The sequence below is a fragment of the Nocardioides zeae genome, from assembly GCF_030818655.1.
GTDB lineage: Bacteria > Actinomycetota > Actinomycetes > Propionibacteriales > Nocardioidaceae > Nocardioides > Nocardioides zeae_A.
This window is the reverse complement of record NZ_JAUTAN010000001.1, coordinates 646,554-669,867: the sequence shown is the minus strand read 5'-3', so window position 1 is coordinate 669,867 and position 23,314 is coordinate 646,554. Positions and strand designations below refer to the sequence as shown.

The 23,314-nt window shown below is 72.3% G+C and carries 23 protein-coding genes and 1 tRNA gene; 2 read left to right on the top strand and 22 right to left on the bottom strand.

Going from position 1 to position 23,314, the window contains the following annotated elements; all coding sequences use genetic code 11:
* Window positions 1–26: 26 nt before the first annotated feature.
* The 21 genes from QE405_RS03145 to argS form a co-directional block, all read right to left on the bottom strand.
* A complete protein-coding gene (locus QE405_RS03145) occupies window positions 27–419 on the bottom strand; it encodes a F0F1 ATP synthase subunit epsilon (RefSeq protein WP_307198760.1) in 393 nt (130 codons plus the stop codon).
* A 2-nt stretch (window positions 420–421) separates the two neighbouring features.
* A complete protein-coding gene (atpD, locus tag QE405_RS03140; protein WP_307205501.1) occupies window positions 422–1,879 on the bottom strand; it encodes a F0F1 ATP synthase subunit beta in 1,458 nt (485 codons plus the stop codon).
* A 5-nt stretch (window positions 1,880–1,884) separates the two neighbouring features.
* On the bottom strand, window positions 1,885–2,811 hold the full coding sequence (locus tag QE405_RS03135) for a F0F1 ATP synthase subunit gamma (protein WP_307198759.1): 927 nt from the start codon (window positions 2,809–2,811) through the stop codon (window positions 1,885–1,887).
* 3 nt (window positions 2,812–2,814) lie between these two features.
* Window positions 2,815–4,455, bottom strand: a complete 1,641-nt coding sequence (atpA, locus tag QE405_RS03130) for a F0F1 ATP synthase subunit alpha (protein WP_307198758.1) — start codon at window positions 4,453–4,455, stop codon at window positions 2,815–2,817.
* 67 nt (window positions 4,456–4,522) lie between these two features.
* Window positions 4,523–5,329, bottom strand: a complete 807-nt coding sequence (locus QE405_RS03125) for a F0F1 ATP synthase subunit delta (protein ID WP_307198757.1) — start codon at window positions 5,327–5,329, stop codon at window positions 4,523–4,525.
* Entirely contained in the window at window positions 5,329–5,874 is a 546-nt protein-coding gene (locus QE405_RS03120; RefSeq protein WP_307198756.1) for a F0F1 ATP synthase subunit B, read from the bottom strand. The genes QE405_RS03125 and QE405_RS03120 overlap by 1 nt, the downstream gene beginning before the upstream one ends.
* Before the next feature lie 38 nt (window positions 5,875–5,912).
* A complete protein-coding gene (gene atpE / locus QE405_RS03115) occupies window positions 5,913–6,122 on the bottom strand; it encodes an ATP synthase F0 subunit C (protein ID WP_307205497.1) in 210 nt (69 codons plus the stop codon).
* Between the two features lie 59 nt (window positions 6,123–6,181).
* Complete coding sequence (gene atpB / locus QE405_RS03110; RefSeq protein WP_307198755.1) at window positions 6,182–6,973, bottom strand: F0F1 ATP synthase subunit A; 792 nt, start codon at window positions 6,971–6,973, stop codon at window positions 6,182–6,184.
* 76 nt (window positions 6,974–7,049) lie between these two features.
* Window positions 7,050–7,310, bottom strand: a complete 261-nt coding sequence (locus tag QE405_RS03105) for an AtpZ/AtpI family protein (protein ID WP_307198754.1) — start codon at window positions 7,308–7,310, stop codon at window positions 7,050–7,052.
* Window positions 7,311–7,343: 33 nt separating this feature from the next.
* Window positions 7,344–7,817 carry a hypothetical protein gene (locus QE405_RS03100; protein ID WP_307198753.1) on the bottom strand — a complete coding sequence of 158 codons (474 nt, stop codon included), beginning with the start codon at window positions 7,815–7,817 and terminating at the stop codon, window positions 7,344–7,346.
* 81 nt (window positions 7,818–7,898) lie between these two features.
* On the bottom strand, window positions 7,899–9,089 hold the full coding sequence (locus QE405_RS03095; protein ID WP_307198752.1) for a glycosyltransferase family 4 protein: 1,191 nt from the start codon (window positions 9,087–9,089) through the stop codon (window positions 7,899–7,901).
* Between the two features lie 11 nt (window positions 9,090–9,100).
* Entirely contained in the window at window positions 9,101–9,826 is a 726-nt protein-coding gene (locus tag QE405_RS03090) for an L-threonylcarbamoyladenylate synthase (RefSeq protein ID WP_307198751.1), read from the bottom strand.
* Window positions 9,827–9,831: 5 nt separating this feature from the next.
* Entirely contained in the window at window positions 9,832–10,701 is an 870-nt protein-coding gene (gene prmC / locus QE405_RS03085; protein ID WP_307198750.1) for a peptide chain release factor N(5)-glutamine methyltransferase, read from the bottom strand.
* A complete protein-coding gene (gene prfA, locus QE405_RS03080) occupies window positions 10,698–11,783 on the bottom strand; it encodes a peptide chain release factor 1 (RefSeq protein WP_307198749.1) in 1,086 nt (361 codons plus the stop codon). Before prfA ends, prmC begins: the two co-directional genes overlap by 4 nt.
* A 99-nt stretch (window positions 11,784–11,882) precedes the next feature.
* Window positions 11,883–12,107, bottom strand: coding sequence for a 50S ribosomal protein L31 (gene rpmE / locus QE405_RS03075; RefSeq protein ID WP_307198748.1), 225 nt, complete (start codon window positions 12,105–12,107; stop codon window positions 11,883–11,885).
* Window positions 12,108–12,261: 154 nt separating this feature from the next.
* Window positions 12,262–14,292 carry a transcription termination factor Rho gene (rho, locus tag QE405_RS03070; RefSeq protein ID WP_307198747.1) on the bottom strand — a complete coding sequence of 677 codons (2,031 nt, stop codon included), beginning with the start codon at window positions 14,290–14,292 and terminating at the stop codon, window positions 12,262–12,264.
* Between the two features lie 227 nt (window positions 14,293–14,519).
* Window positions 14,520–15,527 (bottom strand): homoserine kinase, encoded by a 1,008-nt coding sequence (thrB, locus tag QE405_RS03065; RefSeq protein ID WP_307198746.1) that lies wholly within the window; start codon window positions 15,525–15,527, stop codon window positions 14,520–14,522.
* Window position 15,528: 1 nt separating this feature from the next.
* Window positions 15,529–16,608, bottom strand: coding sequence for a threonine synthase (thrC, locus tag QE405_RS03060; RefSeq protein WP_307198745.1), 1,080 nt, complete (start codon window positions 16,606–16,608; stop codon window positions 15,529–15,531).
* Window positions 16,605–17,909, bottom strand: a complete 1,305-nt coding sequence (locus QE405_RS03055; RefSeq protein ID WP_307198744.1) for a homoserine dehydrogenase — start codon at window positions 17,907–17,909, stop codon at window positions 16,605–16,607. The genes thrC and QE405_RS03055 overlap by 4 nt, the downstream gene beginning before the upstream one ends.
* Window positions 17,910–18,069: 160 nt before the next feature.
* The gene (lysA, locus tag QE405_RS03050; RefSeq protein ID WP_307198743.1) at window positions 18,070–19,482 is read right to left on the bottom strand and encodes a diaminopimelate decarboxylase; all 1,413 of its coding nucleotides are present in this window, start codon (window positions 19,480–19,482) and stop codon (window positions 18,070–18,072) included.
* Between the two features lie 4 nt (window positions 19,483–19,486).
* The gene (argS, locus tag QE405_RS03045) at window positions 19,487–21,169 is read right to left on the bottom strand and encodes an arginine--tRNA ligase (protein ID WP_307198742.1); all 1,683 of its coding nucleotides are present in this window, start codon (window positions 21,167–21,169) and stop codon (window positions 19,487–19,489) included.
* Between the two features lie 127 nt (window positions 21,170–21,296).
* Between argS and QE405_RS03040 the strand changes: the two genes are divergently transcribed.
* Both QE405_RS03040 and purT read left to right on the top strand, forming a co-directional pair.
* A tRNA-Arg gene (locus tag QE405_RS03040) sits at window positions 21,297–21,369 on the top strand.
* 73 nt (window positions 21,370–21,442) lie between these two features.
* On the top strand, window positions 21,443–22,651 hold the full coding sequence (gene purT, locus QE405_RS03035; RefSeq protein WP_307198741.1) for a formate-dependent phosphoribosylglycinamide formyltransferase: 1,209 nt from the start codon (window positions 21,443–21,445) through the stop codon (window positions 22,649–22,651).
* Between the two features lie 20 nt (window positions 22,652–22,671).
* Here the strand turns inward: purT and QE405_RS03030 are convergent, their stop codons facing one another.
* Entirely contained in the window at window positions 22,672–23,166 is a 495-nt protein-coding gene (locus tag QE405_RS03030; RefSeq protein ID WP_307198740.1) for a DUF427 domain-containing protein, read from the bottom strand.
* Window positions 23,167–23,314 lie beyond the last annotated feature (148 nt).

Genomic DNA, 23,314 nt, shown 5'->3' with positions numbered 1-23,314 from the left:
CGTACGACGCGGGCGGGACGAGCCTGTCAGGAGGCCGTCTCGACCGCTCGGATGCGGGCCTCGGCCGTGCGGAGGACGTCGAGCGCCTCCGTGTCGTCCTCGCCCGCAGCCTTGGCGCGCTCCACGTCGGCGCGCGCCTTCTCGACATCGATCTCGTGGGACAGCTCGGCGTACTCGGAGAGCACGGACACGCGGTCGTCCGCCACCGACAGGAACCCGTCGGAGACGGCCGCGATCCAGGTCTCGCCCTCGGCCGACTGGATGTCGACCACACCGTGCGACAGCGCGGAGAGCAGCGGCGCGTGACCCGGCAGGATGCCCACGTCACCCGCGACCGTGCGGGCGATGACGCGGACGGCCTCGCCCGACCACACCACGCGCTCGGCGCTGACCAGCTCGACGTGCAGGGAGCCGGCCATCGTCAGAGGCTCTTCTGGATGTCGGCCCACTTGGCCTCGACGTCGTCGAGGCCACCGCACATGAAGAACGCCTGCTCGGCGACGTGGTCGTACTCGCCCTCGGCGATCTTGTTGAACGCCTCGATCGTGTCGGCGATGGAGACCGTCGAGCCCTCGATGCCCGTGAACTGCTTCGCCACGTAGGTGTTCTGCGAGAGGAAGCGCTGGATGCGACGCGCGCGGTGCACGACGACCTTGTCCTCCTCGGAGAGCTCGTCGACACCGAGGATCGCGATGATGTCCTGCAGCTCCTTGTTGCGCTGCAGGATCTGCTTCACGCGGATGGCGCAGTCGTAGTGCTCCTTGCCGATGTACTGCGGGTCGAGGATCCGCGAGGTCGACGTGAGCGGGTCCACGGCCGGGTAGATACCGAGCGACGCGATGTCGCGCGACAGCTCCGTGGTGGCGTCGAGGTGGGCGAACGTCGTCGCCGGCGCCGGGTCGGTGTAGTCGTCGGCGGGCACGTAGATCGCCTGCATCGAGGTGATCGAGTGACCACGCGTCGACGTGATCCGCTCCTGGAGCTGACCCATCTCGTCGGCCAGGTTGGGCTGGTAGCCCACCGCGGAGGGCATGCGGCCGAGCAGCGTCGACACCTCGGAACCGGCCTGCGTGAACCGGAAGATGTTGTCGATGAACAGCAGCACGTCCTGCTTCTGCACGTCGCGGAAGTACTCCGCCATCGTCAGCGCGGACAGGGCGACGCGCAGCCGGGTGCCCGGCGGCTCGTCCATCTGGCCGAAGACGAGCGCGGTCTGACCGAAGACGCCCGCCTCCTCCATCTCGACCATGAGGTCGTTGCCCTCGCGGGTGCGCTCACCCACGCCGGCGAACACCGACACACCACCGTGGTTGCGGGCCACACGCGCGATCATCTCCTGGATGAGCACGGTCTTGCCCACGCCGGCGCCGCCGAACAGGCCGATCTTGCCGCCGGTCACGTAGGGCGTCAGCAGGTCGATGACCTTGATGCCCGTCTCGAACATCTGGGTCTTCGACTCCAGCTGGTCGAACGCGGGCGCCTTGCGGTGGATGCCCCAGCGCTCGTTGACCTCGAGCGTCTCGCCCTCGGGGAGGTTGAGGCAGTCGCCGGTGGTGTTGAACACCTTGCCGAGCGTGACGTCGCCGACGGGCACGGTGATGGACTCACCGGTGTCCGTGACCTGCAGGCCGCGGACGAGGCCGTCGGTCGGCTTCATCGAGATGGCGCGGACCATGCCGTCGCCGATGTGCATCGCGACCTCGAGCGTGATCGTGGTCGACTCGCCGCCGAGGTCGAACGTGACCTTGAGGGCGTTGTAGATCGACGGCATGGCGTCGGACGGGAACTCGATGTCCACGACCGGGCCGATGACGCGGGCGATACGACCGACGGAACCAGCGGCCCCGCCGACCTGGGTCTCTTCAACAGTGGCAGTCATTGTCTTCACTCACTCCCGGCCTGGGCGTCGGCGAGCGCGTTGACGCCACCGACGATCTCGCTGATTTCCTGGGTGATGCCAGCCTGGCGGGCCTGGTTGGCGATCCGCTTGTACTTCTTGATGAGCTCGTCCGCGTTGTCCGTCGCCGACTTCATCGCCTTCTGACGGGCGGCCAGCTCGGAGGCCGCCGCCTGCAGCAGGGCGAAGAAGATCCGGCTCTGCACGTACTTCGGGAGCAGCGCGTCGAGCACCTCGGTGCCGGACGGCTCGAACTCGTACAGCGGGAGCAGCTCGTCCTTCTCGGGCGCCTCGGTGCCCTCGACGACCTCCAGGGGCAGCAGGCGGATCGCCTGCGGCTCCTGCACGAGCATCGACTTGAAGCGCGTGAAGACCACGTGCACCTCGTCGACGCCGGTGATGTCGTCGGCGACCTCGCCCGTCTCCGTCAGGAACGCCGCGATGAGCGCCTGGCCGATGGCCCGGGCGTCGTCGTACGACGGCTGGTCGGAGTAGCCCGTCCACGCCCGCGCGATCGGGCGCTGGCGGAACTTGAAGTACGCCTCGCCCTTGCGGCCGCTGATGAACGCGTCCACCTTCTTGCCCTCGCCCTGCAGGCGCTCGATGAGGCGCTCGGCCTCCTTGAGCACGCTCGAGGAGTAGGCACCGGCCAGACCGCGATCGCTCGTGACGATGAGGACCGCGGCCCGGGTCGGGTTCTCGGGCTCCGTGGTCAGCGGGTGGTCGACGTTCGAGAACGTCGCCACCGCCGACACGGCACGGGTGAGCTCGCGGGCGTACGGCGCGGCGGCCTGCGCCCGCTGCTGCGCCTTGATGATGCGGGACGCAGCGATGAGCTCCATGGCGCGCGTGATCTTCTTCATCGACTCGGTCGATCGGATCCGCGCGCGGTACTCACGCAGCGAAACGGCCATGGGTCAGCCCCGCTTCTGCTTGACGATCTGCTCCTGGCCGAGCTCGTCGTCCTCGAGGGCCTCGTGCGACTCCTTGCCGGCCTTGATCGACTGGCCGTCGGAGGTCTCGAACTGGTCGAGGAACGACTCGTAGGCGTCGTTCAGCGACGACTCGGTCGAGTCCTCGAACTTGAGGCTCTCGCGGATGCCGGCGAGGACGCCGTCGTGCGAGCGGCGCAGGTAGTCCAGGAACTCCTGCTCGAAGCGGAGGACGTCGTCCGTGGGGACCTTGTCCAGGCGACCCGACGTGCCCAGCCAGAGCGAGACGGTCATCTCGTCGACGGGGTACGGCGAGTACTGCGGCTGCTTGAGCAGGGCCATGAGGCGCTGGCCGCGGTCGAGCTGCTGGCGCGAGGCGGCGTCGAGGTCGGACGCGAACATCGCGAAGGCCTCCATGGCGCGGAACTGCGCCAGGTCGACCTTGAGCGAGCCGGTGACGGCCTTCATCGCCTTGGTCATCGCGGCACCACCCACGCGGGAGACCGACACGCCGACGTCGATCGCGGGCCGCTGGTTGGCCGCGAAGAGGTCGGACTGCAGGAAGATCTGGCCGTCGGTGATCGAGATGACGTTGGTCGGGATGAACGCCGAGACGTCGTTGGCCTTCGTCTCGATGATCGGGAGACCCGTCATCGAGCCCGCGCCCAGGTCGTCGCTCAGCTTCGCGCAGCGCTCGAGGAGCCGGCTGTGCAGGTAGAACACGTCACCCGGGTAGGCCTCGCGGCCCGGCGGACGGCGCAGCAGCAGCGACACGGCACGGTAGGCCTCGGCCTGCTTGGTCAGGTCGTCGAACACGATGAGGACGTGCTTGCCCTCGTACATCCAGTGCTGGCCGATGGCCGAGCCCGTGTACGGCGCCAGGTACTTGAAGCCGGCCGAGTCGGACGCCGGGGCGGCGACGATGGTCGTGTACTCCAGCGCGCCGGCCTCCTCGAGGGCGCCACGCACGGAGGCGATGGTCGAGCCCTTCTGGCCGATCGCCACGTAGATGCAGCGGACCTGCTTGGACGGGTCGCCCGAGGCCCAGTTCTGCTTCTGGTTGATGATCGTGTCGATCGCGATCGTGGTCTTGCCGGTCGCGCGGTCACCGATGATCAGCTGGCGCTGGCCACGGCCGATCGGCGTCATGGCGTCGATGGCCTTGATGCCGGTCGACAGCGGCTCGTGCACCGACTTGCGCTGCACCACGGTGGGCGCCTGCAGCTCGAGGGCGCGGCGGCCGCTGGTCTCGAGCTCGCCGAGGCCGTCGATGGGCTTGCCGAGCGGGTCCACCACGCGGCCGAGGTAGCCGTCGCCGACGGGGACCGAGAGGACCTCGCCCGTGCGCTTGACGGCCTGGCCCTCCTCGATCTTGTCGAAGTCGCCGAGGACGACGACACCGATCTCGCGGGCGTCGAGGTTGAGCGCCAGACCCAGCGTGCCGTCCTCGAACTCGAGGAGCTCGTTGGCCATGGCGGACGGCAGACCCGACACGCGGGCGATGCCGTCGGCGGCCTCGGCGACGAGGCCGACCTCGTCACGGCTGGCGGTCTCGGGCGTGTAGTCCGACACGAAACGCTGGAGCGCGTCGCGGATCTCGTCCGGACGGATCGAAAGCTCCGTCATCACTCTTCCTTCTGGTTCTCGGCCCGGGTGGTGGAGGGCGCGGGTGCGGCTGGGATCGGGGCCGGGGTCAGCCGGCGAGGCGGCGGCGTGCGGTGTCGAGGCGCCCGGCGACCGTGCCGTCGATGATGTCGTCGCCGATCTCGACGAGGACACCTCCGACCACGGACGGGTCCACGACGACGTTCAGGTGCACCGGGCGGCCGTACTGTCGCGACAGTACGTCGACCAGTCGAGCCCGGTCGCCCTCGGCGAGCGGCTTCGCGACGGTCACCGAGGCGACCCGCTCACCGTTCACGTCGGCGGCGACCCGCTCGTACGTCGCGAGCGCGGCGCTCACCGTGCGGTAGCTGCCGACCAGGGACTGCTTGGCCAGCACGACGGTCGCGGGGAGCGCCTTGCCGCCGAGCAGGTCGTCGACCAGGCGGGCCTTGTCGTCGACCGAGCGGGCCGGGTCGGAGAGCGCGTCGCGCAGCGACGGCTCGCCCTTGACGACCTGCCCGAGCTCGAAGATCTCGTTCTCGAGCCGGGTGCTGTCGGCCCCGGCGGAGCGGACGACCGCGATCTCCCCGAGACGCTCGATGGCGTCGGCGAGGTCGCGGGCGACCGTCCAGCGGTGCGCGACGGCGGAGGCGACCAGCGGCAGGGTGCCCTCGGCGACCTTGCCCTGCAGGATCTGCCGGAGCAGGCCCTGCTTGGCCTCGGCGGGCACCGACACGTCCGTGACGACCCGGCGCAGGGCCGGCTCGCCGCGGAGGATGCCGGCGACCGCGAAGAGGTCGCCACCGACACGGGCGAGGTCGCCCTCGGCGACGGCCCGCAGCTCGACGGTCAGCGCCGCGAGCGCGTCGGCCGACGTGCCACGGAAGTCGGCCATCAGTTGACCCCGCCGGAGGACTCGAGGTCGGCGAGGAACCGCTCGACGACGCGGCTCTGGCGAGCCTCGTCCTCGAGGCTCTCCCCGACGATGCGACCGGCGAGACCGGTCGCGAGCGTGCCGACCTCGGCACGGAGCGAGGTGACCGCCTGCTGGCGCTCGGCCTCGATCTGCGCCTTGCCCGCCTCGACAATGCGCGCGGACTCGGCCTGGGCCTGCTCGCGCATCTCGGCGATGATCGTCGCGCCCTGCTCGCGGGCCTCCTCACGGATGCGGGCCGCCTCGTGGCGGGCGTCCGCGAGCTGCTGCTCGAGCTCGGCGAGCTTGGCGTCGGCCTCGGCCTGCTTGGTCTCGGCCGCGGCCAGACCGCCCTCGATCGCCGAGGTGCGCTCGGCGAACGTGGCCTCGAAGTTCGGGTAGACGAACTTCTTGACCAGGAGGTAGAGCAGGGCGAAGACGACGATGCCGAGGACCAGCTCAGGGATGTGCGGGATGAGCGGGTTCGGCTCTTCGCCCTCGGAGGCTGCGAGGATGATGGACTTCATGGGCAGTGTCCTTCGTCAGTGCGCGCGAGCGGTGAGGCTCAGGGGTTGAGGACGAACGCGAGCGCGATACCGATGATCGCGAGCGCCTCGGCGAGCGCGAAGCCGAGGATGGCGATCGTCTGGAGGCGGCTCTGCGCCTCGGGCTGGCGCGCCACACCGTTGATGTAGGCGGCGAAGATCAGGCCGATGCCGATACCCGGGCCGATGGCGGCCAGGCCGTACCCGATCATGTTGAGCGAGCCGGTCATTTCCACGGCGGTGCTTCCTTTCGGTTGGGTTTCTCAGCGGTGTTGCTGGAAGGGGAAGGTCAGTGCTCGTCGGCGAGGGCGCCGGCGATGTACATCGCGTTCAGCAGCGTGAACACGTACGCCTGGAGGAACTGGATCAGCAGCTCCAGGAAGAAGATGGCCGTGAACAGCACCCAGGCGAGGATGCCCACCGGCACGTAGCCGAGCACGCCGCTCTGGAAGATCAGCCAGTAACCGCCCATCGCGAACAGGATGAGCAGCAGGTGGCCCGCGAACATGTTGCAGAACAGACGCAGGGCCAGCGTGACCGGGCGGACCAGGATGTTGGAGAAGAACTCCAGCGGGACGATGAGCACCAGGATCGGGCCCTTCACGCCGCTCGGCATGCACTGCAGCTTGAAGTAGCCCAGGAGGCCGTGCTTCTTGATGCCGACGCCGTTGTAGACCAGCCAGCTGATGAGTGCGAGGCCGTAGACTAGTCCCGCACGCGAGAACGTCGGGAACTGGATCACGGGGATCGCCGCGGCCCAGTTGTTGAACAGGAGCAGGAAGAACATCGACACCAGGTAGGGCACGAACTTTTGGAAGTCGTGGCTGCCGATGATGTCGCGGCCGAGCGAGTTGCGGACGAAGCCGTAGCCGGCCTCGCCGACGAACTGCAGCTTGCCGGGGACGAGCGCGCGCTTGCGCGACGCGAAGTAGAGGAACGCGAAGGCCAGGGCGGCGAAGAGGACGATCTGCACCATCGGCTTGGTGACGATCGTGCCCTCACCGAAGATCGGCGGCAGGTCGAAGCTGGAGGGGCCCGGAATGTAGGGCTCCTCCGTCGCGGCCAGAACGTTGACGCTCAACGCGTGTGCTCCTTCGTGAGGTCGGCCATCAGGTCCGGGTGGTCGATCGCAGCGGTCCAGGCCGGACCGCCCGCGTTCAGGTCGTCGGTTTGTCGGTGGGGGCTTCGGGGGAAGCCCGGTTGTAGCGGGCGAACGTCATGTAGATGCCCAGACCCGCGCCGACCAGGATGCCGATCGCAACCAGGAAGCTCGTGCCCAACCATCGATCTGCGAGCCAGCCGAGGAGCCCGTAGAGCAGCACGCCCGAGGTCATGTAGCTGAACGATCGCCAGGGGTCGGCCATCGGCCCGTCGGGTGTTGTCCTCGAACGTTCGGAGGAGGGCTCCTGCGGTGTCATCGCGCCCCGGACGATAGCAGGCAGAGACCGCCATCACGCACCTGGCCTCTCCGACGGGACGGCCGCTCGGTCGGGCAGGTCGTAGAGCGGAATCCGCGCCCGGAGGGTGACCACCACGTGCGCCACGGTCCACACCAGGGCACCGACCACGATCGCTCCGCCCAGCCACGGCGCGCTCAGCGCGTCGTCCGTCAGCCCCGACCGCTGCACCACGATGAGCGCGAGCAGCACGAGGACCACGTTGAGGGTGTAGGTGAGCACGCTCACGAGGAGGACGGGGGCACCCGCGAGGGTGGCGACCAGGTCCACCACCAGGGTGCTGGAACCGAGCACGACCAGCAGCAGCACTCCCCCGACCAGTGCGCCGAGCGCAGCCGAGGACCCGCCCACGAGCGCTCCCACGAGGGTGAGCACGACGACCGAGAGACCCACCGGGACGGTCGTCCGCAGCACGAGGCGAGCGGCGCCGCGAGGGCGCTGCGTGCCGGCGGCGGGGGCGGTCGTCATGAGGGCGGCCGTTCTCGTCGGGGGTGAGGAGGTGGTGCGGGAGACGCGGTCAGACAGCGGCCCGAGCGCTCGTGAAAGTTATCACAAGCCCTCGGTCGCGCCGTCCTCGGGGGGCGTCGCCAGCTCCTCCGGGGGCGCCGCAAGGGCGACCTCGTCGACCGGCTCGGCCGAGCGCACGAGCAGCGTCACGGCCAGGGTGGCCACGAAGCCGACGGCCAGCACCGCCGCCACGAGCGCCCCCGAGTAGAGGCTCATCGTCACCGTGCCGAACCCGACCAGCGCGGCCCACATCCACATGACGAGCACGGCACGCCGGTGGGAGTGCCCGATCTCGAGGAGCCGGTGGTGCAGGTGCTGCTTGTCGGCCTCGAAGGGCGAGACGCGCTTCTTGGCCCGCCGCAGCACGGCGAGCACCAGGTCGGTCAGCGGGATGATGAGGATGGCCACGGGCAGCAGGACGGGCAGCAGGACGGGCAGCAGGCTCGCCGTACCGCCGTCGGCGTCCGCCGTGAGCTCCGTGGCGGGGAACTGGCCCGTCAGGGTGATGGCACTGGCGGACAGCATGAGCCCGATGAGCATCGAGCCGCTGTCCCCCATGAACAGCCGCGCCGGGTGGAAGTTGTGGCCGAGGAAGCCGAGGCAGGCCCCCGCCAGCAGCGCGCTCAGCAGGGCGCCGGTGTTCGCCAGGGTGGCCCCGTTGACGTTGGCGAGCTGGTAGCAGAACCAGAAGAAGGCCAGCGCCCCGATGCCGACCACGCCCGCGGCCAGGCCGTCGAGGCCGTCGACGAAGTTCACCGCGTTGACGGTGACCACGACGATGATCACCGTCAGCAGCGCGCCCTGGAGTTCGTCCATGACGAAGATGCCCCCGCCGGGCAGCGGCACCGAGTAGAACTGCACGTTGCTCAGCACCAGGCCCGACGCCACCAGCACCTGGGCGCCAGCCTTCATGAGCGGGGAGATCTCCCACAGGTCGTCGGCGATCCCCACGAGGCAGATGACCGCGCCGGCCAGCACCACCACCCCGGCGTCGCGGAACAGCGACTCCGAGCCGCGGTAGGACAGGAAGGGCAGCTGGCGGGCAACGGCGTAGGCCGCGACGATGCCGACGAGCATCGCCATCCCGCCGAAGTACGGGATCGGCGTGACGTGCACGTCGCGGCCCCGCACCTTCGCGACGGCGCCCCAGCGCAGCGCGAGCTCGCGCGCCACCACCGTCGCCAGGTAGGTGACGGCGGCGGCGACCAGGACGACGAGGAGGTACTCCCGCAACGCGCGCCCTCTCAGCCGTTGTCGACGAGCGTGGCGCCCTGGGGCTCGAGCACGGCGTTGAGCTCCTCGAGGCTGAGCGCGCCGGTCCGCAGCACCCGGCCCTGCGGGCCGGTCGCGTCGACGATGGTGCTGGCGCTGCCGCCCGGCGAGGTGCCGCCGTCGACGATCACCTCGACCGCGTCGCCGAGCATGCCGTCGGCCTGCTGGGCGGTGGTCGCGGCCGGACGGCCCGTGAGGTTCGCCGAGCTCACGGCCAGCGGTCCGGTGCGCTCGAGGATCTCGCGCGCCAGCTCGTGGTCGGGCATCCGCAGCGCGACGGTCCCCCGCGTGTCGCCGAGGTCCCACTGGAGCGAGGCCTGCTGGTGGAGCACGATCGTGAGCGGGCCGGGCCAGAAGGCGTCCATGAGGGCACGCGCCCAGCCGGGGATCTCCCGCGCCAGGGCGTCGGCCGTCACGGCCGAGCTGATGAGCACCGGCGGCGGCATGTCCCGTCCGCGGCCCTTGGCCGCGAGCAGCTGCGACACCGCGGTGGGGTCGAACGCGTCGGCACCCACGCCGTACACCGTGTCGGTGGGGAGCACGACCACCGCACCGCGGCGTACGGCGAGGGTGGCGGCCTCGACGGCCGACTCACGCTCCTCGGGGGTGGTGGTCGGCAGGACGCGGCTCGGCGTCGTCGCCTTCTCCAGGCTGGGCGTCTCGGGCGTGCGGTCCTCGGGGGTCTGCGGCTCGCTCACGGGGCTCATCGTGCCAGCCTCGCCGTCGTGTAGCGCGCGCGACCTGCCAGGTCGGGGTGGTCGCGCACGTCGCTCCAGCGGCCGTCCGCGACGACGACCGCGGGGGCGCTCTCGCCCTGCTCGTCGGCGTGCTCGAAGCCGAGGTGCCCGCCGGGACGCAGGAGGGCCGCCGCGCGGCCCACCAGGGAGCGGACCGCGTCGAGACCGTCGTCGCCGGAGAAGAGGGCGAGGTGGGGGTCGTGGTCCCGGGCCTCGGGGGCGACGGACTCCCAGGCCTCGAGCGGGATGTAGGGCGGGTTGCTCACCACGACGTCGACCGTGCCGTCGAGGTCGACGAACGCGTCGGCCAGGTCCCCCTGGCGGAGGTCCACGCCCGTGCCGGCCAGGTTCCGCTGAGCCCAGGTGAACGCGTCGGGGTCGAGCTCGACCGCGTGGACGCGTGCGTGGGGAACCTCGTCCGCGAGCGCGCGGGCGATCGCGCCCGAGCCCGTGCACAGGTCGACGACGACGGGCTGCTCCCCCGCCTCCCGCACGCGGTCGACGGCCCACCCGGCGAGCAGCTCCGTCTCGGGCCGGGGCACGAAGACCCCGGGGCCGACCGCCAGCTCGACGTGCCGGAAGGCGGCCGAGCCGGTCAGGTGCTGCAGCGGCTCGCGCGCGGCACGCCGGGCCACCAGCGCGTCGAGCTCGGCGGCCTGCGGCGCCTCCAGGGACCGGACGAGGGCGAGGTTGCCCAGGCGTACGTCGAGGACGTGCGCCAGCAGCAGCTCGACGTCGCGCTCCGGGCTGGCCACCCCCGCGGCGGCGAGCACGGCGCTCGCCCGCCGTCGGACGGCCGCGAGGGGCTCCGCCGCGCCGGTCGTCGGGCCGGTCATCGGGCCGGGCCCGCCTCGACCGACGCCAGCCGCGCCTCGAGGTCGGCGTCGACGGCCGACGCCACGACCGGGCCGAGGTCGCCGTCGAGGACGGCGTCGAGGTTGTAGGCCTTGTAGCCGGTGCGATGGTCGGAGATCCGGTTCTCCGGGTAGTTGTAGGTGCGGATGCGCTCGGAGCGGTCGACGGTGCGCACCTGGGAACGCCGGGCGTCGCTGGCCTCCGCGGCCGCTGCTTCCTGCGCCGCCGCGAGGAGCCGCGCACGGAGGATGCGCAGCGCCTGCTCCTTGTTCTGCAGCTGGCTCTTCTCGTTCTGGCAGCTGACCACGATGCCCGACGGCACGTGCGTGATCCGCACGGCCGAGTCGGTCGTGTTGACGCTCTGCCCGCCGGGTCCGGAGCTGCGGAAGACGTCGATGCGCAGGTCGTTCTCGTCGATGCTGACGTCGACCTGCTCGGCCTCGGGGAGCACCAGCACGCCGGCGGCGCTCGTGTGGACGCGCCCCTGCGACTCCGTCACCGGCACCCGCTGCACCCGGTGCACCCCGCCCTCGAACTTGAGGAGCGCGTACGGCGCCGTCCCCGGCTCCGGCGTTCCCTTCGCCTTCACCGCGACCGTCACGGACTTGTAGCCCCCGAGGTCGGACGGCGTCGCGTCGAGCACCTCGGTGGTCCACCCCTGGCGCTCGGCGTACCGGGCGTACATGCGGAGCAGGTCCCCCGCGAACAGCGCCGACTCCTCGCCACCCTCCCCCGACTTGAGCTCGAGCAGGGCGTCCTTGCCGTCCGCGGGGTCGCGCGGCACGAGCAGCCGCCGCAGTCGCTCGGCGGCCTCCTCGCGGCGTGCGGCGAGCTCCTCGGCCTCGGCGGCGAAGGCCGCGTCGTCGGCGCTCAGCTCCCGGGCGGCGCCGAGGTCGTCGCCCAGCTCCTGCCACTCCCGCCAGGTGCGGACGACGGCGCTGACCTCGGCGTACCGCTGGTTGACGCGCTTCGCGGCCGCCTGGTCGGCGTGCAGCGACGGGTCGGCCAGGGTGCGCTCGAGCTCGGCCTGCTCGGCGGCCAGGGCCTCGACGGCCTCGAACACGGGGGCTCCTCGGTCGGGTTCAGGGGCGGGAAATGCACAGCGCCGGCTGGCTCCCTCGACATGGAGGCCGAGAGGAGCCAGCCGGCGCTGAGACGGGCCTCAGTTCTTCTTGGCCGCGCCAGCCTTCGCGTAGCGCGCCTCGAAGCGGGCCACGCGGCCGCCGGTGTCGAGGATCTTCTGCTTGCCCGTGTAGAACGGGTGGCACTGCGAGCACACGTCGGCGTGGATCGAGCCGGACGTCGACGTGCTGCGGGTCTCGAACTTCGCGCCACAGGTGCAGGTGACCTGGGTGACGACGTAGTCGGGGTGGATGTCCTTCTGCATGATCTGTCCTCTTCTCCTCGGCCGCCGGGTCGTCCTCCCCCGGTGGGAGGCCGTGAACCGGAGCCAGCGATGGATTGTGCCACCGGGGTCAACACGGACACCAATCCGTGTGTTCCCCGGTGGCGACGCTTCTGTGGCCGCCCGGAGGCGGCGCTCAGTGACCGTTCTCGCCGGCGCCCGGCATCGTCTTCTGCACCTGCATGAGGAACTCGATGTTGCTCTGCGACTTCTTGAGCCGCTCGAGCAGGAGCTCCAGCGCCTGCTGGCCGTCGAGACCCGACAGGAGGCGACGCACCTTCCAGATGATGGCGAGCTCGTCCTTGCCGAGGAGCAGCTCCTCGCGACGGGTGCCCGACTGGACGGCGTCGATCGCCGGGAAGATCCGCTTCTCCGCGAACTCGCGGCGCAGCCGGATCTCCATGTTGCCGGTGCCCTTGAACTCCTCGAAGATCACCTCGTCCATCTTCGAGCCGGACTCGATGAGGGCCGTGGCGAGGATGGTGAGCGAGCCGCCGTTCTCGATGTTGCGGGCCGCACCGAAGAACTTCTTCGGCGGGTAGAGCGCGGCCGAGTCCACACCACCGGAGAGGATGCGTCCGCTCGGCGGGGCGGCGAGGTTGTAAGCGCGGCCCAGGCGGGTGATGCCGTCGAGGAGGACGACGACGTCGTGGCCCAGCTCGACGAGGCGCTTCGCCCGCTCGATCGCCAGCTCCGCGACCGTCGTGTGGTCGCCGGCCGGGCGGTCGAACGTCGAGGAGATGACCTCGCCCTTGACGGAGCGCTCGAAGTCGGTGACCTCCTCGGGACGCTCGTCGACGAGCACGACCATGAGGTGGCACTCGGGGTTGTTGCGCGTGATCGAGTTGGCGATCGACTGCATCACCATCGTCTTGCCGGCCTTGGCCGGGGAGACGATGAGGCCGCGCTGGCCCTTGCCGATCGGCGCGGCGATGTCGATGACGCGACCGATGAGGTTGTGCTGGTCGGTCTCGAGACGCAGGCGCTCCGAGGCGTAGAGCGGCGTCAGCTTGGCGAACTCGGGCCGGTTGCGCGCCTTCTCGGGGTCGTCGCCGTTGACCGAGTCCACCCGCACCATCGGGTTGAACTTCTCCTTGCGCTCGCCCTCGCGGGGCTGGCGCACCTGGCCGACGATGGCGTCGCCACGGCGCAGGCCCATCTTCCGCACCATGGGGAGCGACAGGTAGACGTCCTCGGGCGCCGGCAGGTAGCCGCTGGTGCGGACGAACGCGTAGCTGTCGAGGACGTCGAGGATGCCCGCCGCGGGCACGAGGACGTCGTCCTCGAGGATCGTGGTGTCGGGCTCCCGACCGCCCCGGCCGCTGCGGTCGCGGTTGTTGCCGCCCCCGCCGTCACGGTCGCGGCCCCGACGACGCCGGCTGCGCCGACCGCCCTCGTCGTCGCGGTTCGACTGCGGGCCCTGGTTGCCGCCACGGTCCTGGTTGCGGTCCTGGTTGCGCTGGCCCTGGTTGCCGCCCTGGCGGTCCTGGTTCCCGCCCTGGTTCCGGTTGCCCTGGTTGCGGTCCTGGTTCCCGCCCTGGTTCCCGCCCTGGTTGCGGTCCTGGTTCCGGTCCCGGTCCTGGTTGCGGTCCTGGTTGCGGTCCTGGTTGCCCTGGCCGTCACGGTTGCCCCGGCCCTCGCGCTGGTCGCCGCGCTGCTCCCGCGGGGCGTCGCCCTGCGAGCGGCCGGCGTCGTCCGCCGAGCCGGTGGTCTCGGTGCTGTCCGCCTGCTGGCGGTCGCGGCGGCGCGCGGGCCGCTCGGCGCGCTCGGCGCTCGGGGCGGACTCGTCCGTCGCCGGACCGGCGCCGTTCCCGCCGCTCGCGGCGGGCTGGGCGTCGCCGTCGGCCTGGCGTGCCCGCCGGGTGCGGGCGGGGCGCTCCGCGGCCGCGTCGGCCGGGGCGCTCTGCTCGGGCGCGGCTGCCGGGGCCTCGGCGGACGCGGTGGTCTTGCGGGCGCGGCGCGCCGGGGCCGTGCCGGACGCGGACGCACCGCCGCCCGACTGGGCCGCCTTGATCGCGTCGACGAGCTGGGCCTTCTTCATGCCGCTCGCACCCGCGATCCCCAGGCCACCCGCCATCGACTTGAGGTCGGCGAGCAGCAGGGAGTTGAGCCCGCCGCGCTTCTTCGGGGTCTGCTCGGCTGCGGCGGAATCGATCGTCTCAGTCACGTGAGGTCCTTCCCACGTTTGTGCGCTGGGCGGAGAACGCGCGGTCCGCACCGCCAGCTGGGGTCATGGCCTCCACGCCGCAGGGCCGACCCGTCACGGCTCGCGGGCGAGCTGCGTCGGGCAGGAGTGGATCCGCGTCGGGGACGTGGAGGAGGTTGCACCGCGCGGGATGATCCCGGCGAGCGCCGCGCCGCACGATCGGAGCAGACCGATCGATGACGCGCTGGTTACCGTACCACCACACCCCGCGGATCCACCGCGAGGTGGTGGGCGCGCCACCCGTCGGGGCAGCGCGCGAGCAGCGCCTCCGCGCTCGTGAGAGCGCGCCGCGCGTCCGCGGGCGACTCGACGTGGTCGTCGGGGTCCGCGTCGCCGACGAACGCCAGCACCGTGGGGCCGGCGCCCGAGATGACCGCCGCGACGCCGTCGGCGCGCAGGGCCCGCACCAGCTCGGCGCTGCGGGGCATCGCCGAGGCGCGGTAGTCCTGGTGGAGGTAGTCCCGCGTCGCGGCCGGCAGCAGCTCGGGACGCTGGGCGAGCGCGAGCACGAGGAGCGCCACCCGCGCCGCGTTCGCGGCGGCGTCGGCGTGCGGCACCGTCGCGGGCAGCAGGCTGCGGGCGACCTCGGTCGAGACGGGCTCGTCCGGGACGAAGACCACGGCGGAGACCCCCGCGGCGACCGGCGAGGGCACCGCGAAGAACGTGCCGCCCTCCGAGCCCGAGACCGTGAACCCGCCGAAGACCGCAGGGGCCACGTTGTCGGGGTGTCCCTCGAGCCGGGCGGCGAGGGTGAAGAGATCCGTGTCGTCGAGCCGCTGGGCACCGTCGGCGACGAGGGCGCGCGCGAGCGCCAGCCCACCGACGATCGCGGCCGAGGACGACCCGAGCCCCCGACTGTGGGGCAGCACGTTCTCGCAGCGCAGGCGCAGGCTGGGCTGGGCGAGCCCCATCTGCTCGAAGGCGCAGCGCATCGCGCGGACCACCAGGTGGGACTCGTCGAGCGGTACGTCGCCGGCACCCTCGCCGACGACCTCGACCTCCACCCGGGCCGGCGTCCCGTCGGCCGGTGCGATCACCTCACCGGTGAGCACGTCGCGGAGGGCGAGCGCCAGCCCCAGGGTGTCGTAGCCCGGACCGAGGTTCGCCGAGGTCGCCGGCACGGAGACCGAGACCGGTCCCTGCACGAAGGCGGCACCCGGGTCCGTGCGGTCCAGCGGGGCGTCGAGGGCCCCCACGTCAGGCGAGCCCGGCTGCGCGCGCCACGTCGGCCACGTCGGCGTCGACGACGGAGTCCACGACGTCGCCGAGGCCCTCCAGCGCCGTCACGGTGTCCTTGAGCCCGTGGCCCGTCACGGTCACCGCGACGGTGAGGCCGGCGTAGGACTCCCCCCGGTCGAGGTCGTCGAGGAGGCCGGCGACACCGGTCGCGGAGGCCGGCTCGACGAAGACGCCGTCGCGCCGCGCCAGCTCGCGCTGGGCGCTGAGGATCTGCTCGTCGGTCACGGCGCGGAACCGACCACCCGACTCCTCGGCGGCGGCCACGGCCAGCTTCCACGAGGCGGGGTTGCCGATCCGGATCGCCGTCGCCTTCGTCTCCGGGTCGGACACCGGCGCGCCGTGCACCAGCGGGGCCGCGCCCGCGGCCTGGAACCCGCGCATCACCGGACGGCGCGACGCGTGGCCGGCCGCGGCGTACTGGGTGTAGCCGAGCCAGTACGCCGAGATGTTGCCCGCGTTGCCGACCGGCAGCACGTGCACGTCGGGCGCGTCGCCCAGGAAGTCGACGATCTCGAAGGCCGCGGTCTTCTGCCCCTCGAGCCGCGCGGGGTTGACGGAGTTCACGAGGGCCACCGGGTAGGAGTCCGCGAGCTGCCGCGCGAGGGTCAGGCAGTCGTCGAAGTTGCCCCGCACCATCAGCACCTGCGCGCCGTGCATGATCGCCTGCGCCATCTTGCCGGCCGCGATCTTGCCCTCGGGCACGAGCACGAGCGGCGTGAGCCCGCAGTGGGCGGCGTAGGCCGCCATGGCGGCCGACGTGTTGCCGGTCGACGCGCACACGACGGCGCGGGCGCCCTCGTGCTTCGCCAGCGAGATCGCCGCGGTCATGCCGCGGTCCTTGAAGGACCCGGTCGGGTTGTTGCCCTCGACCTTGAGCCAGACCTCCGCGCCGGTGAGGCCGGACAGCCAGCCGGAGCGCACGAGCGGCGTCCCGCCCTCGCGCAGCGTCACCGCCGGCAGTCCCGCGGGCAGGTCGAGCAGCTCGCGGTACTCGTCGATCACTCCACGCCACTGCGGGCGTGCGGCCGTCGTGCTCATTCGGTCTCCCCCTCCACGCGCATCACCGAGGTGACCTCGCGGACGATGTCCATCTGCTGCAGGTGTGCCACCGTGGCGGCGAGCTGGGCGTCCGTGGCCCGGTGCGACACGACGACGAGCTGGGCGTCGGCCCCGCGGCCCTCCTGGCGGACCGTCTGGATCGAGACGCCGTGCTCCGCGAAGGCGGTCGCGACGAGCGCCAGCACGCCCGCGCGGTCCTCGACGTCGATGGCGACGTGGTAGCGCGTCAGGGTCTCGCCCATCGGCAGGACGGGACGGGCCGTGTACGCCGACTCCCCCGCCCCCCGCGTCCCCGCACGGTGGTGGCGGGCGATGGTGACGAGGTCGCCCAGCACCGCCGAGGCCGTCGGCGCACCGCCGGCACCCGGGCCGTAGAACATGAGCCGGCCGGCGGCCTGCGACTCCACGAAGACCGCGTTGTAGGCCTCGCGGACCGACGCCAGCGGGTGGCTGCGCGGGATCATCGCGGGGTGCACCCGGGCGGAGACCGCCTGTCCCTCGGGTCCGTCCCGCAGCTCGCAGATGGCGAGCAGCTTGACGACGGCGCCCATGTCGGCCGCCGAGCGCACGTCTGCGGCGGTCACGTCGCTGATGCCCTCGCGGTGCACGTCGGCTGCGGTGACGCGGGTGTGGAACGCCAGCGACGCCAGGATCGCGGCCTTCGCCGCGGCGTCGAAGCCCTCGACGTCCGCAGTGGGGTCGGCCTCGGCGTACCCCAGCTCCTGGGCCTCGCCGAGCGCGTCGGCGAAGCCGGCGCCCGAGCTGTCCATCTTGTCGAGGATGTAGTTCGTCGTGCCGTTGACGATGCCGAGCACGCGGGTGACGGTGTCGCCGACGAGCGACTCGCGCAGCGGGCGGATGATCGGGATGGCGCCCGCCACGGCCGCCTCGTAGTAGAGGTCCCGACCGGCCTTCTCGGCGGCCTCGAAGAGCGTCGCGCCGTCCTCGGCCAGCAGCGCCTTGTTGGCGGTCACCACGGAGGCGCCGCTCTCGAGCGCCGCCAGGATCAGGGAGCGCGCCGGCTCGATGCCGCCGATGACCTCGACCACGAGGTCGACACCGCTGGTGACGAGCGCGGTGGCGTCGGTCGTGAGGAGGTGGCCCGGGACGTCGACCTCACGCGGTGCGTCGAGCCGCCGCACGGCGACCCCGACCAGCTCGAGGGGGACACCGGCGCGCATCGCGAGGTCGTCGGCCTGCTCCGTCAGCAGGCGCACGACCTGCGAGCCGACCGACCCGCAGCCGAGCACGGCGACGCGGAGGGCGTCCTTGGTCTGCATCGTTCTCAACCTTTCCACCGCCGGCCGGACGGCCTGCGGCGCCGTGACGGGTCGCTCGGAGGGGGCCCCGCGACCGCATCGGCCATGGCCGCGAGCGCACGGGGAGCCCCCGCACCGTATCCGGAGCGAGCCGCCGGCACGGGATCGGCCTCGTGCCGGCTCACTCCTCGGACCCGCCGACGTCGGTGGCCAGGAGGTCGTCGAACGTCTCGCGGCGCACGACGACCCGGCTCGACCCGTCGCGCACCGCGATCACGGGCGGGCGCAGCGCGTGGTTGTAGTTCGACGCCATCGACCGGCAGTAGGCACCCGTCGCCGGCACGGCCAGCAGGTCGCCCGGCGCCACGTCGCCCGGGAGGAACTCGTCCTTCACGACGATGTCGCCGGCCTCGCAGTGGTGACCCACGACGCGGGCGAGCTCGGGCGCGGCCTCCGAGCTGCGCGACGCGAGGGTGCAGGAGTAGTCCGCGTCGTACAGGGCCGTGCGGATGTTGTCGCTCATGCCGCCGTCGACGGAGACGTAGGTGCGGCTCGCGCCGCCGTCGAGCGCGACCTCCTTGACGGTGCCCACCTCGTAGAGCGTGAACGTCGACGGGCCGACGATCGCGCGCCCGGGCTCGATCGAGAGGTGCGGCACCGCGATGCCCAGGCCCCGGCACTCGTGCTCGACGATGGCGCGCATCTCGGCCGCGAGCACCGCGGGCGTCGAGGGGTCGTCCTGCGTCGTGTAGGCGATGCCGAAGCCGCCACCGAGGTCGGTCTCGGGCATCGTGTGGCCCAGCTCGGACGCCACGCGGGCGTGCAGCGCCAGCACCCGCTTCGCGGCGACCTCGAAGCCGGCGGAGTCGAAGATCTGGCTGCCGATGTGGCTGTGCAGCCCGCGCAGCTCGAGCCCCTCGGCGGCCAGCACCCGCCGCGCCGCCTCCAGCGCGTCGCCGGCCGTGATGGAGAAGCCGAACTTCTGGTCCTCGTGGGCCGTGGCGATGTACTCGTGCGTGTGGGCCTCGACCCCGGCCGTCACCCGGATCATGACCGGCGCCCGGCGCCCGGCGCCGGCGGTCAGCTCCGTCAGCCGCTCGATCTCGTGGAACGAGTCGACGATGATCCGGCCGACGCCGACCTCGAGCGCCCGCCGCAGCGCCCGCACCGACTTGTTGTTGCCGTGGAAGCCGATCCGCGCCGGGTCGACCCCCGCCCGCAGCGCGACGGCCAGCTCGCCCTCCGAGCAGACGTCGAGGCAGAGCCCCTCCTCGGCCACCCAGCGTGCGACCGCGGTGCACAGGAAGGCCTTGCCCGCGTAGTAGACGTCCCACCCGGCGAACCCGTCGCGGAACGCGCGGGCGCGGCCGCGGAAGTCGTCCTCGTCGAGCACGTACGCCGGGGTGCCGTGCTCCTCCGCGATGCGGGACACCGGCACCCCGGCCACGGTCAGCTCGCCGGACGCGTCCTTGGCGACGTTCGTCGACCACAGGTGCTCGACGAGGGCGTTGGGGTCGGCGGGCTCGCGGAGCCAGGCCGGGCCGCGCAGGGCGCCCTCGGCGTGGGCCCAGCCGGCCTCGTGGGCGCGGACCACCTCGTCACATCCTCTCGGGGGCGGAGACGCCGAGCAGGCCCAGGCCGTTCGCGACGACCTGGCGCACGGCGTGGGCGAGCACGAGGCGCGCCTCGTTCGTCGGCGATACCGGCTCGTCGCCCTGCGGCAGCATCCGGCAGTCCTTGGTGTCGTACCACTTGTTGAACACCGACGCGGTGTCCTCCAGGTAGCGCGCGATGCGGTGGGGCTCGCGCAGCTCGGCCGCGGTCGCGACGACGCGCGGGAACTCGGCGAGGGCCCGCAGCAGCTCGCCCTCGCGCTCGTGGGAGAGGAGCGAGGCGTCGAACTCGTCGCCCAACGCGCCGGGCAGGCGCATCCCCAGGTCCGTGGCGTTCGCGATCATGCGGCAGGTGCGGGCGTGCGCGTACTGCACGTAGTAGACCGGGTTGTCGGCCGAGGCCCGCGTGATCTCCGCGATGTCGAGCGTCAGCGGCGAGTCGGCCGGGTAGCGCGCGAGCGAGTAGCGCAGCGCGTCGACGCCGATCTCGTCGGCGAGCTCGTTGAGCGTGACGATCGTGCCCTTGCGCTTGGACAGCTTCACCTCGACGCCGTCGCGCAGGATCTTCACGAGCTGGCCGATGAGCACGTCGAGGGTCTCGTCGGGGTCGTCCCCCACGCAGGCGGCCATGGCACGCAGGCGGTTCACGTATCCGTGGTGGTCGGCGCCCAGCAGGTAGAGGCAGCGGTCGAAGCCCCGCGCGCGCTTGTTCAGGTAGTACGCCGTGTCGGAGGCGAAGTAGGTCAGCTCGCCGTCCGACTTGATGAGCACGCGGTCCTTGTCGTCGCCGAAGTCGGTGGTGCGCATGAAGAGCGCGCCCTCCGACTCGTAGACGTGGCCGAGGTCCTTGAGGCGGGCGAGCGTCTCCGGCACCGAGCCCGACTCGTGCAGGGAGAGCTCCGAGAACCACACGTCGAAGTGGGTCTGGAACGCCGCGAGCTGCTCCTGCTGCTCCCGCAGCTGGATCGCGTAGCCCTCGGCGCGGACGGCGGCGCGGCGCTCGTCGGCGGGCAGGTCGAAGATCCCGGGCCGGGCCGCCTCGACGGCCGCGGCGAGCTCGGCGACGTACGCCCCGGCGTACCCGTCCTCGGGCGCCGGCTGCCCCAGCGCGGCCGCGATGATCGAGTCGGCGAAGTGGTTCATCTGGACGCCGCGGTCGTTGATGTAGAACTCGCGCGTGACCTGGGCGCCCGCAGCGTCGAGGACGCGGCCGATCGCGTCGCCGAGCACGGCCCAGCGGGTGTGGCCCAGGTGCAGCGGACCGGTGGGGTTGGCGGAGATGAACTCGACGTCGACCTTGAGCCCGTCGAGCGTGTGCGAGCGGCCGTACGTCGCGCCCGCGGCCACGATGTCGGCCGCGACCTGGCCCTGGGCGCCGGCGTCCACCGTGATGTTGAGGAAACCCGGCCCGGCGATCTCGATCCCGGCGACGCCCGCGGCCCGCTCGAGCCGCTCGCTCAGGAGGCTCGCCAGGGCGCGCGGGTTGGTGCCCGCCTTCTTCGCGAGCTGGAGCGCGACGTTGGTCGCGTAGTCGCCGTGGCCCTTCTGGCGGGGTCGCTCGATCGTCACCGTCGTGGGGAGATCGGCGTCGGCCAGGGCGAGGGAACCGTCGGCGACGAGCGCCACCAGGGCGTCGCGGACGGTCGTGGAGAGCTGCTCGGGGGTCACCGACCCAGCGTATCGGCGCGGGGCGCCGGGCCTGGCATCGATATCGGGGGCCCACCTGATTCGCCGCCACCCTGGCGGGGTTGTAAGGTCGTCCCAGCCTCATGACCGGTCGCGACCGGTCGGGCGGGCCTCCGTAGCTCAGGGGATAGAGCACTGGTTTCCGGTACCAGGAGTCGCAGGTTCGAATCCTGCCGGGGGTGCAGCACCGAAGGGCCCGGACCGCACGCGGTCCGGGCCCTTCGCCGTGTCGGCCCTTCCCCCTACCCTGTGCGCGTGACGATCCTCGGCACCCCCCTCTCCCCCGGCGCCACCCGCGCCCTCCTCCTCGGCTCCGGCGAGCTCGGCAAGGAGGTGGCGATCGAGCTCCAGCGCCTCGGTGTGGAGACGATCGCCGTCGACCGGTACGCCGACGCCCCGGCCATGCAGGTCGCGCACCGCAGCCACGTGATCGACATGCTCGACGGCGCCGAGGTGCGCCGCGTGGTCGAGCTGGAGCGGCCCGACTGGGTGATCCCGGAGATCGAGGCCATCCACACGCCGACGCTGCTCGACCTGGAGGCCGAGGGCGTCACCGTGGTGCCCACGGCCCGCGCGGCCCGCCTGACGATGGACCGCGAGGGCATCCGCCGGCTCGCCGCCGAGGACCTGGGGCTGCCCACCTCGCCGTACCGGTTCGCGGACACGTTCGAGGACTTCACCGCGGCGGTCGAGGCCGTCGGGACCCCGTGCGTGGTGAAGCCCGTGATGTCGTCGTCGGGCAAGGGCCAGTCGGTCGTCCGCACGCCGGCCGACGTCGAGACCTCCTGGCGCTACGCGCAGGAGGGCGGCCGCGCGGGCGCGGGCCGGGTGATCGTGGAGGGCTTCGTCGACTTCGACGTCGAGATCACGCTGCTCACCGTCAAGCACGCCGCGACGGACGGCGGACCGGACGTCATCTCCTTCTGTGCACCCATCGGGCACGTGCAGGTCGACGGCGACTACCGCGAGTCCTGGCAGCCGCAGGTCCTCGACGACGCCGTGCTCGCCCGGGCGCAGGAGGTCGCGGCCGCCGTCGTCCGCGAGCTGTGCGGCGAGCGCGGTCGCGGGCTCTTCGGTGTCGAGCTGTTCGTGGCCGGCGGCGAGGTCGTCTTCTCCGAGCTCTCCCCGCGTCCGCACGACACCGGCCTCGTCACCCTGGTCTCGCAGGACCTCTCCGAGTTCGCGCTGCACGTGCGCGCCGTGCTGGGCCTCCCGATCCCGAACGTCCGCGACCGCGGCCCCGCCGCGTCGTGCGCCGTGCTGCTGGAGGGCGAGCTGACCGCGCCCCGGTACGCCGGGATCGAGGCCGCCCTGGCCGAGCCCGACACGGCCGTGCGGGTGTTCGGCAAGCCGGCCGTGGCGGGGCGCCGCCGGATGGCCGTCACCCTCGCCCTCGGGGACGACGTCGAGGCCGCCCGCGCCACCGCCCGGCGGGCCGCGTCGCGGATCACCGTGACGGACTGAGACGGCTCACCGGGGGCGGCTCACCAACCCCACGTGCCGGGGGCGCCCTTGAAGGGGCCGACCACCCGCGAGGTGATCCAGCCGCCGTAGAAGCCGCCCGGCTGGGGCACGACCTCCTCACCGTCGACCGTGCAGCGGTCGACGGCGCCGGGCATGACCGCGAGGGTGCCCACGAGGTCCGTGAAGCGCGGGGTGGGCAGCGGGTAGGTCCAGGCCGCACGGGGAGCCCTGCGGGCGCCGCCGACGAGGTCGGCGTAGGCCGCCCGGCCCTTCCACTCGCAGGTGCTGGTGCCCTCGACCGGGTGGACCGCGCCCTCGACGAAGGCGTCGCGCGGCAGGTAGTACGTCGGCGGGTGACTCGTCTCCAGGACGCGCCAGGCAGCGTCGGTCGACGCGATCCGCTCGCCACCCAGCCACACCTCGACCCGCTCGGTCGAACGCACGAGGGCGGGCGGGCGCGGGTAGTCCCAGACGGACTCCTGACCGGGACCGGGCTGCTCGGGACGAGGACGCATGGCCGCCAGGCTAGGTCGGCCCCCGAGCGGAGCCCCGCACCGCGCGATCCCGGCCTCGCGCCGGCGTGATCTCGGACACGATGAACGGTCCAATTGGACAGGTCCGGCCGGTACGGGCGGGTAGGGCGACCGGCTTGCGACCCGGTCC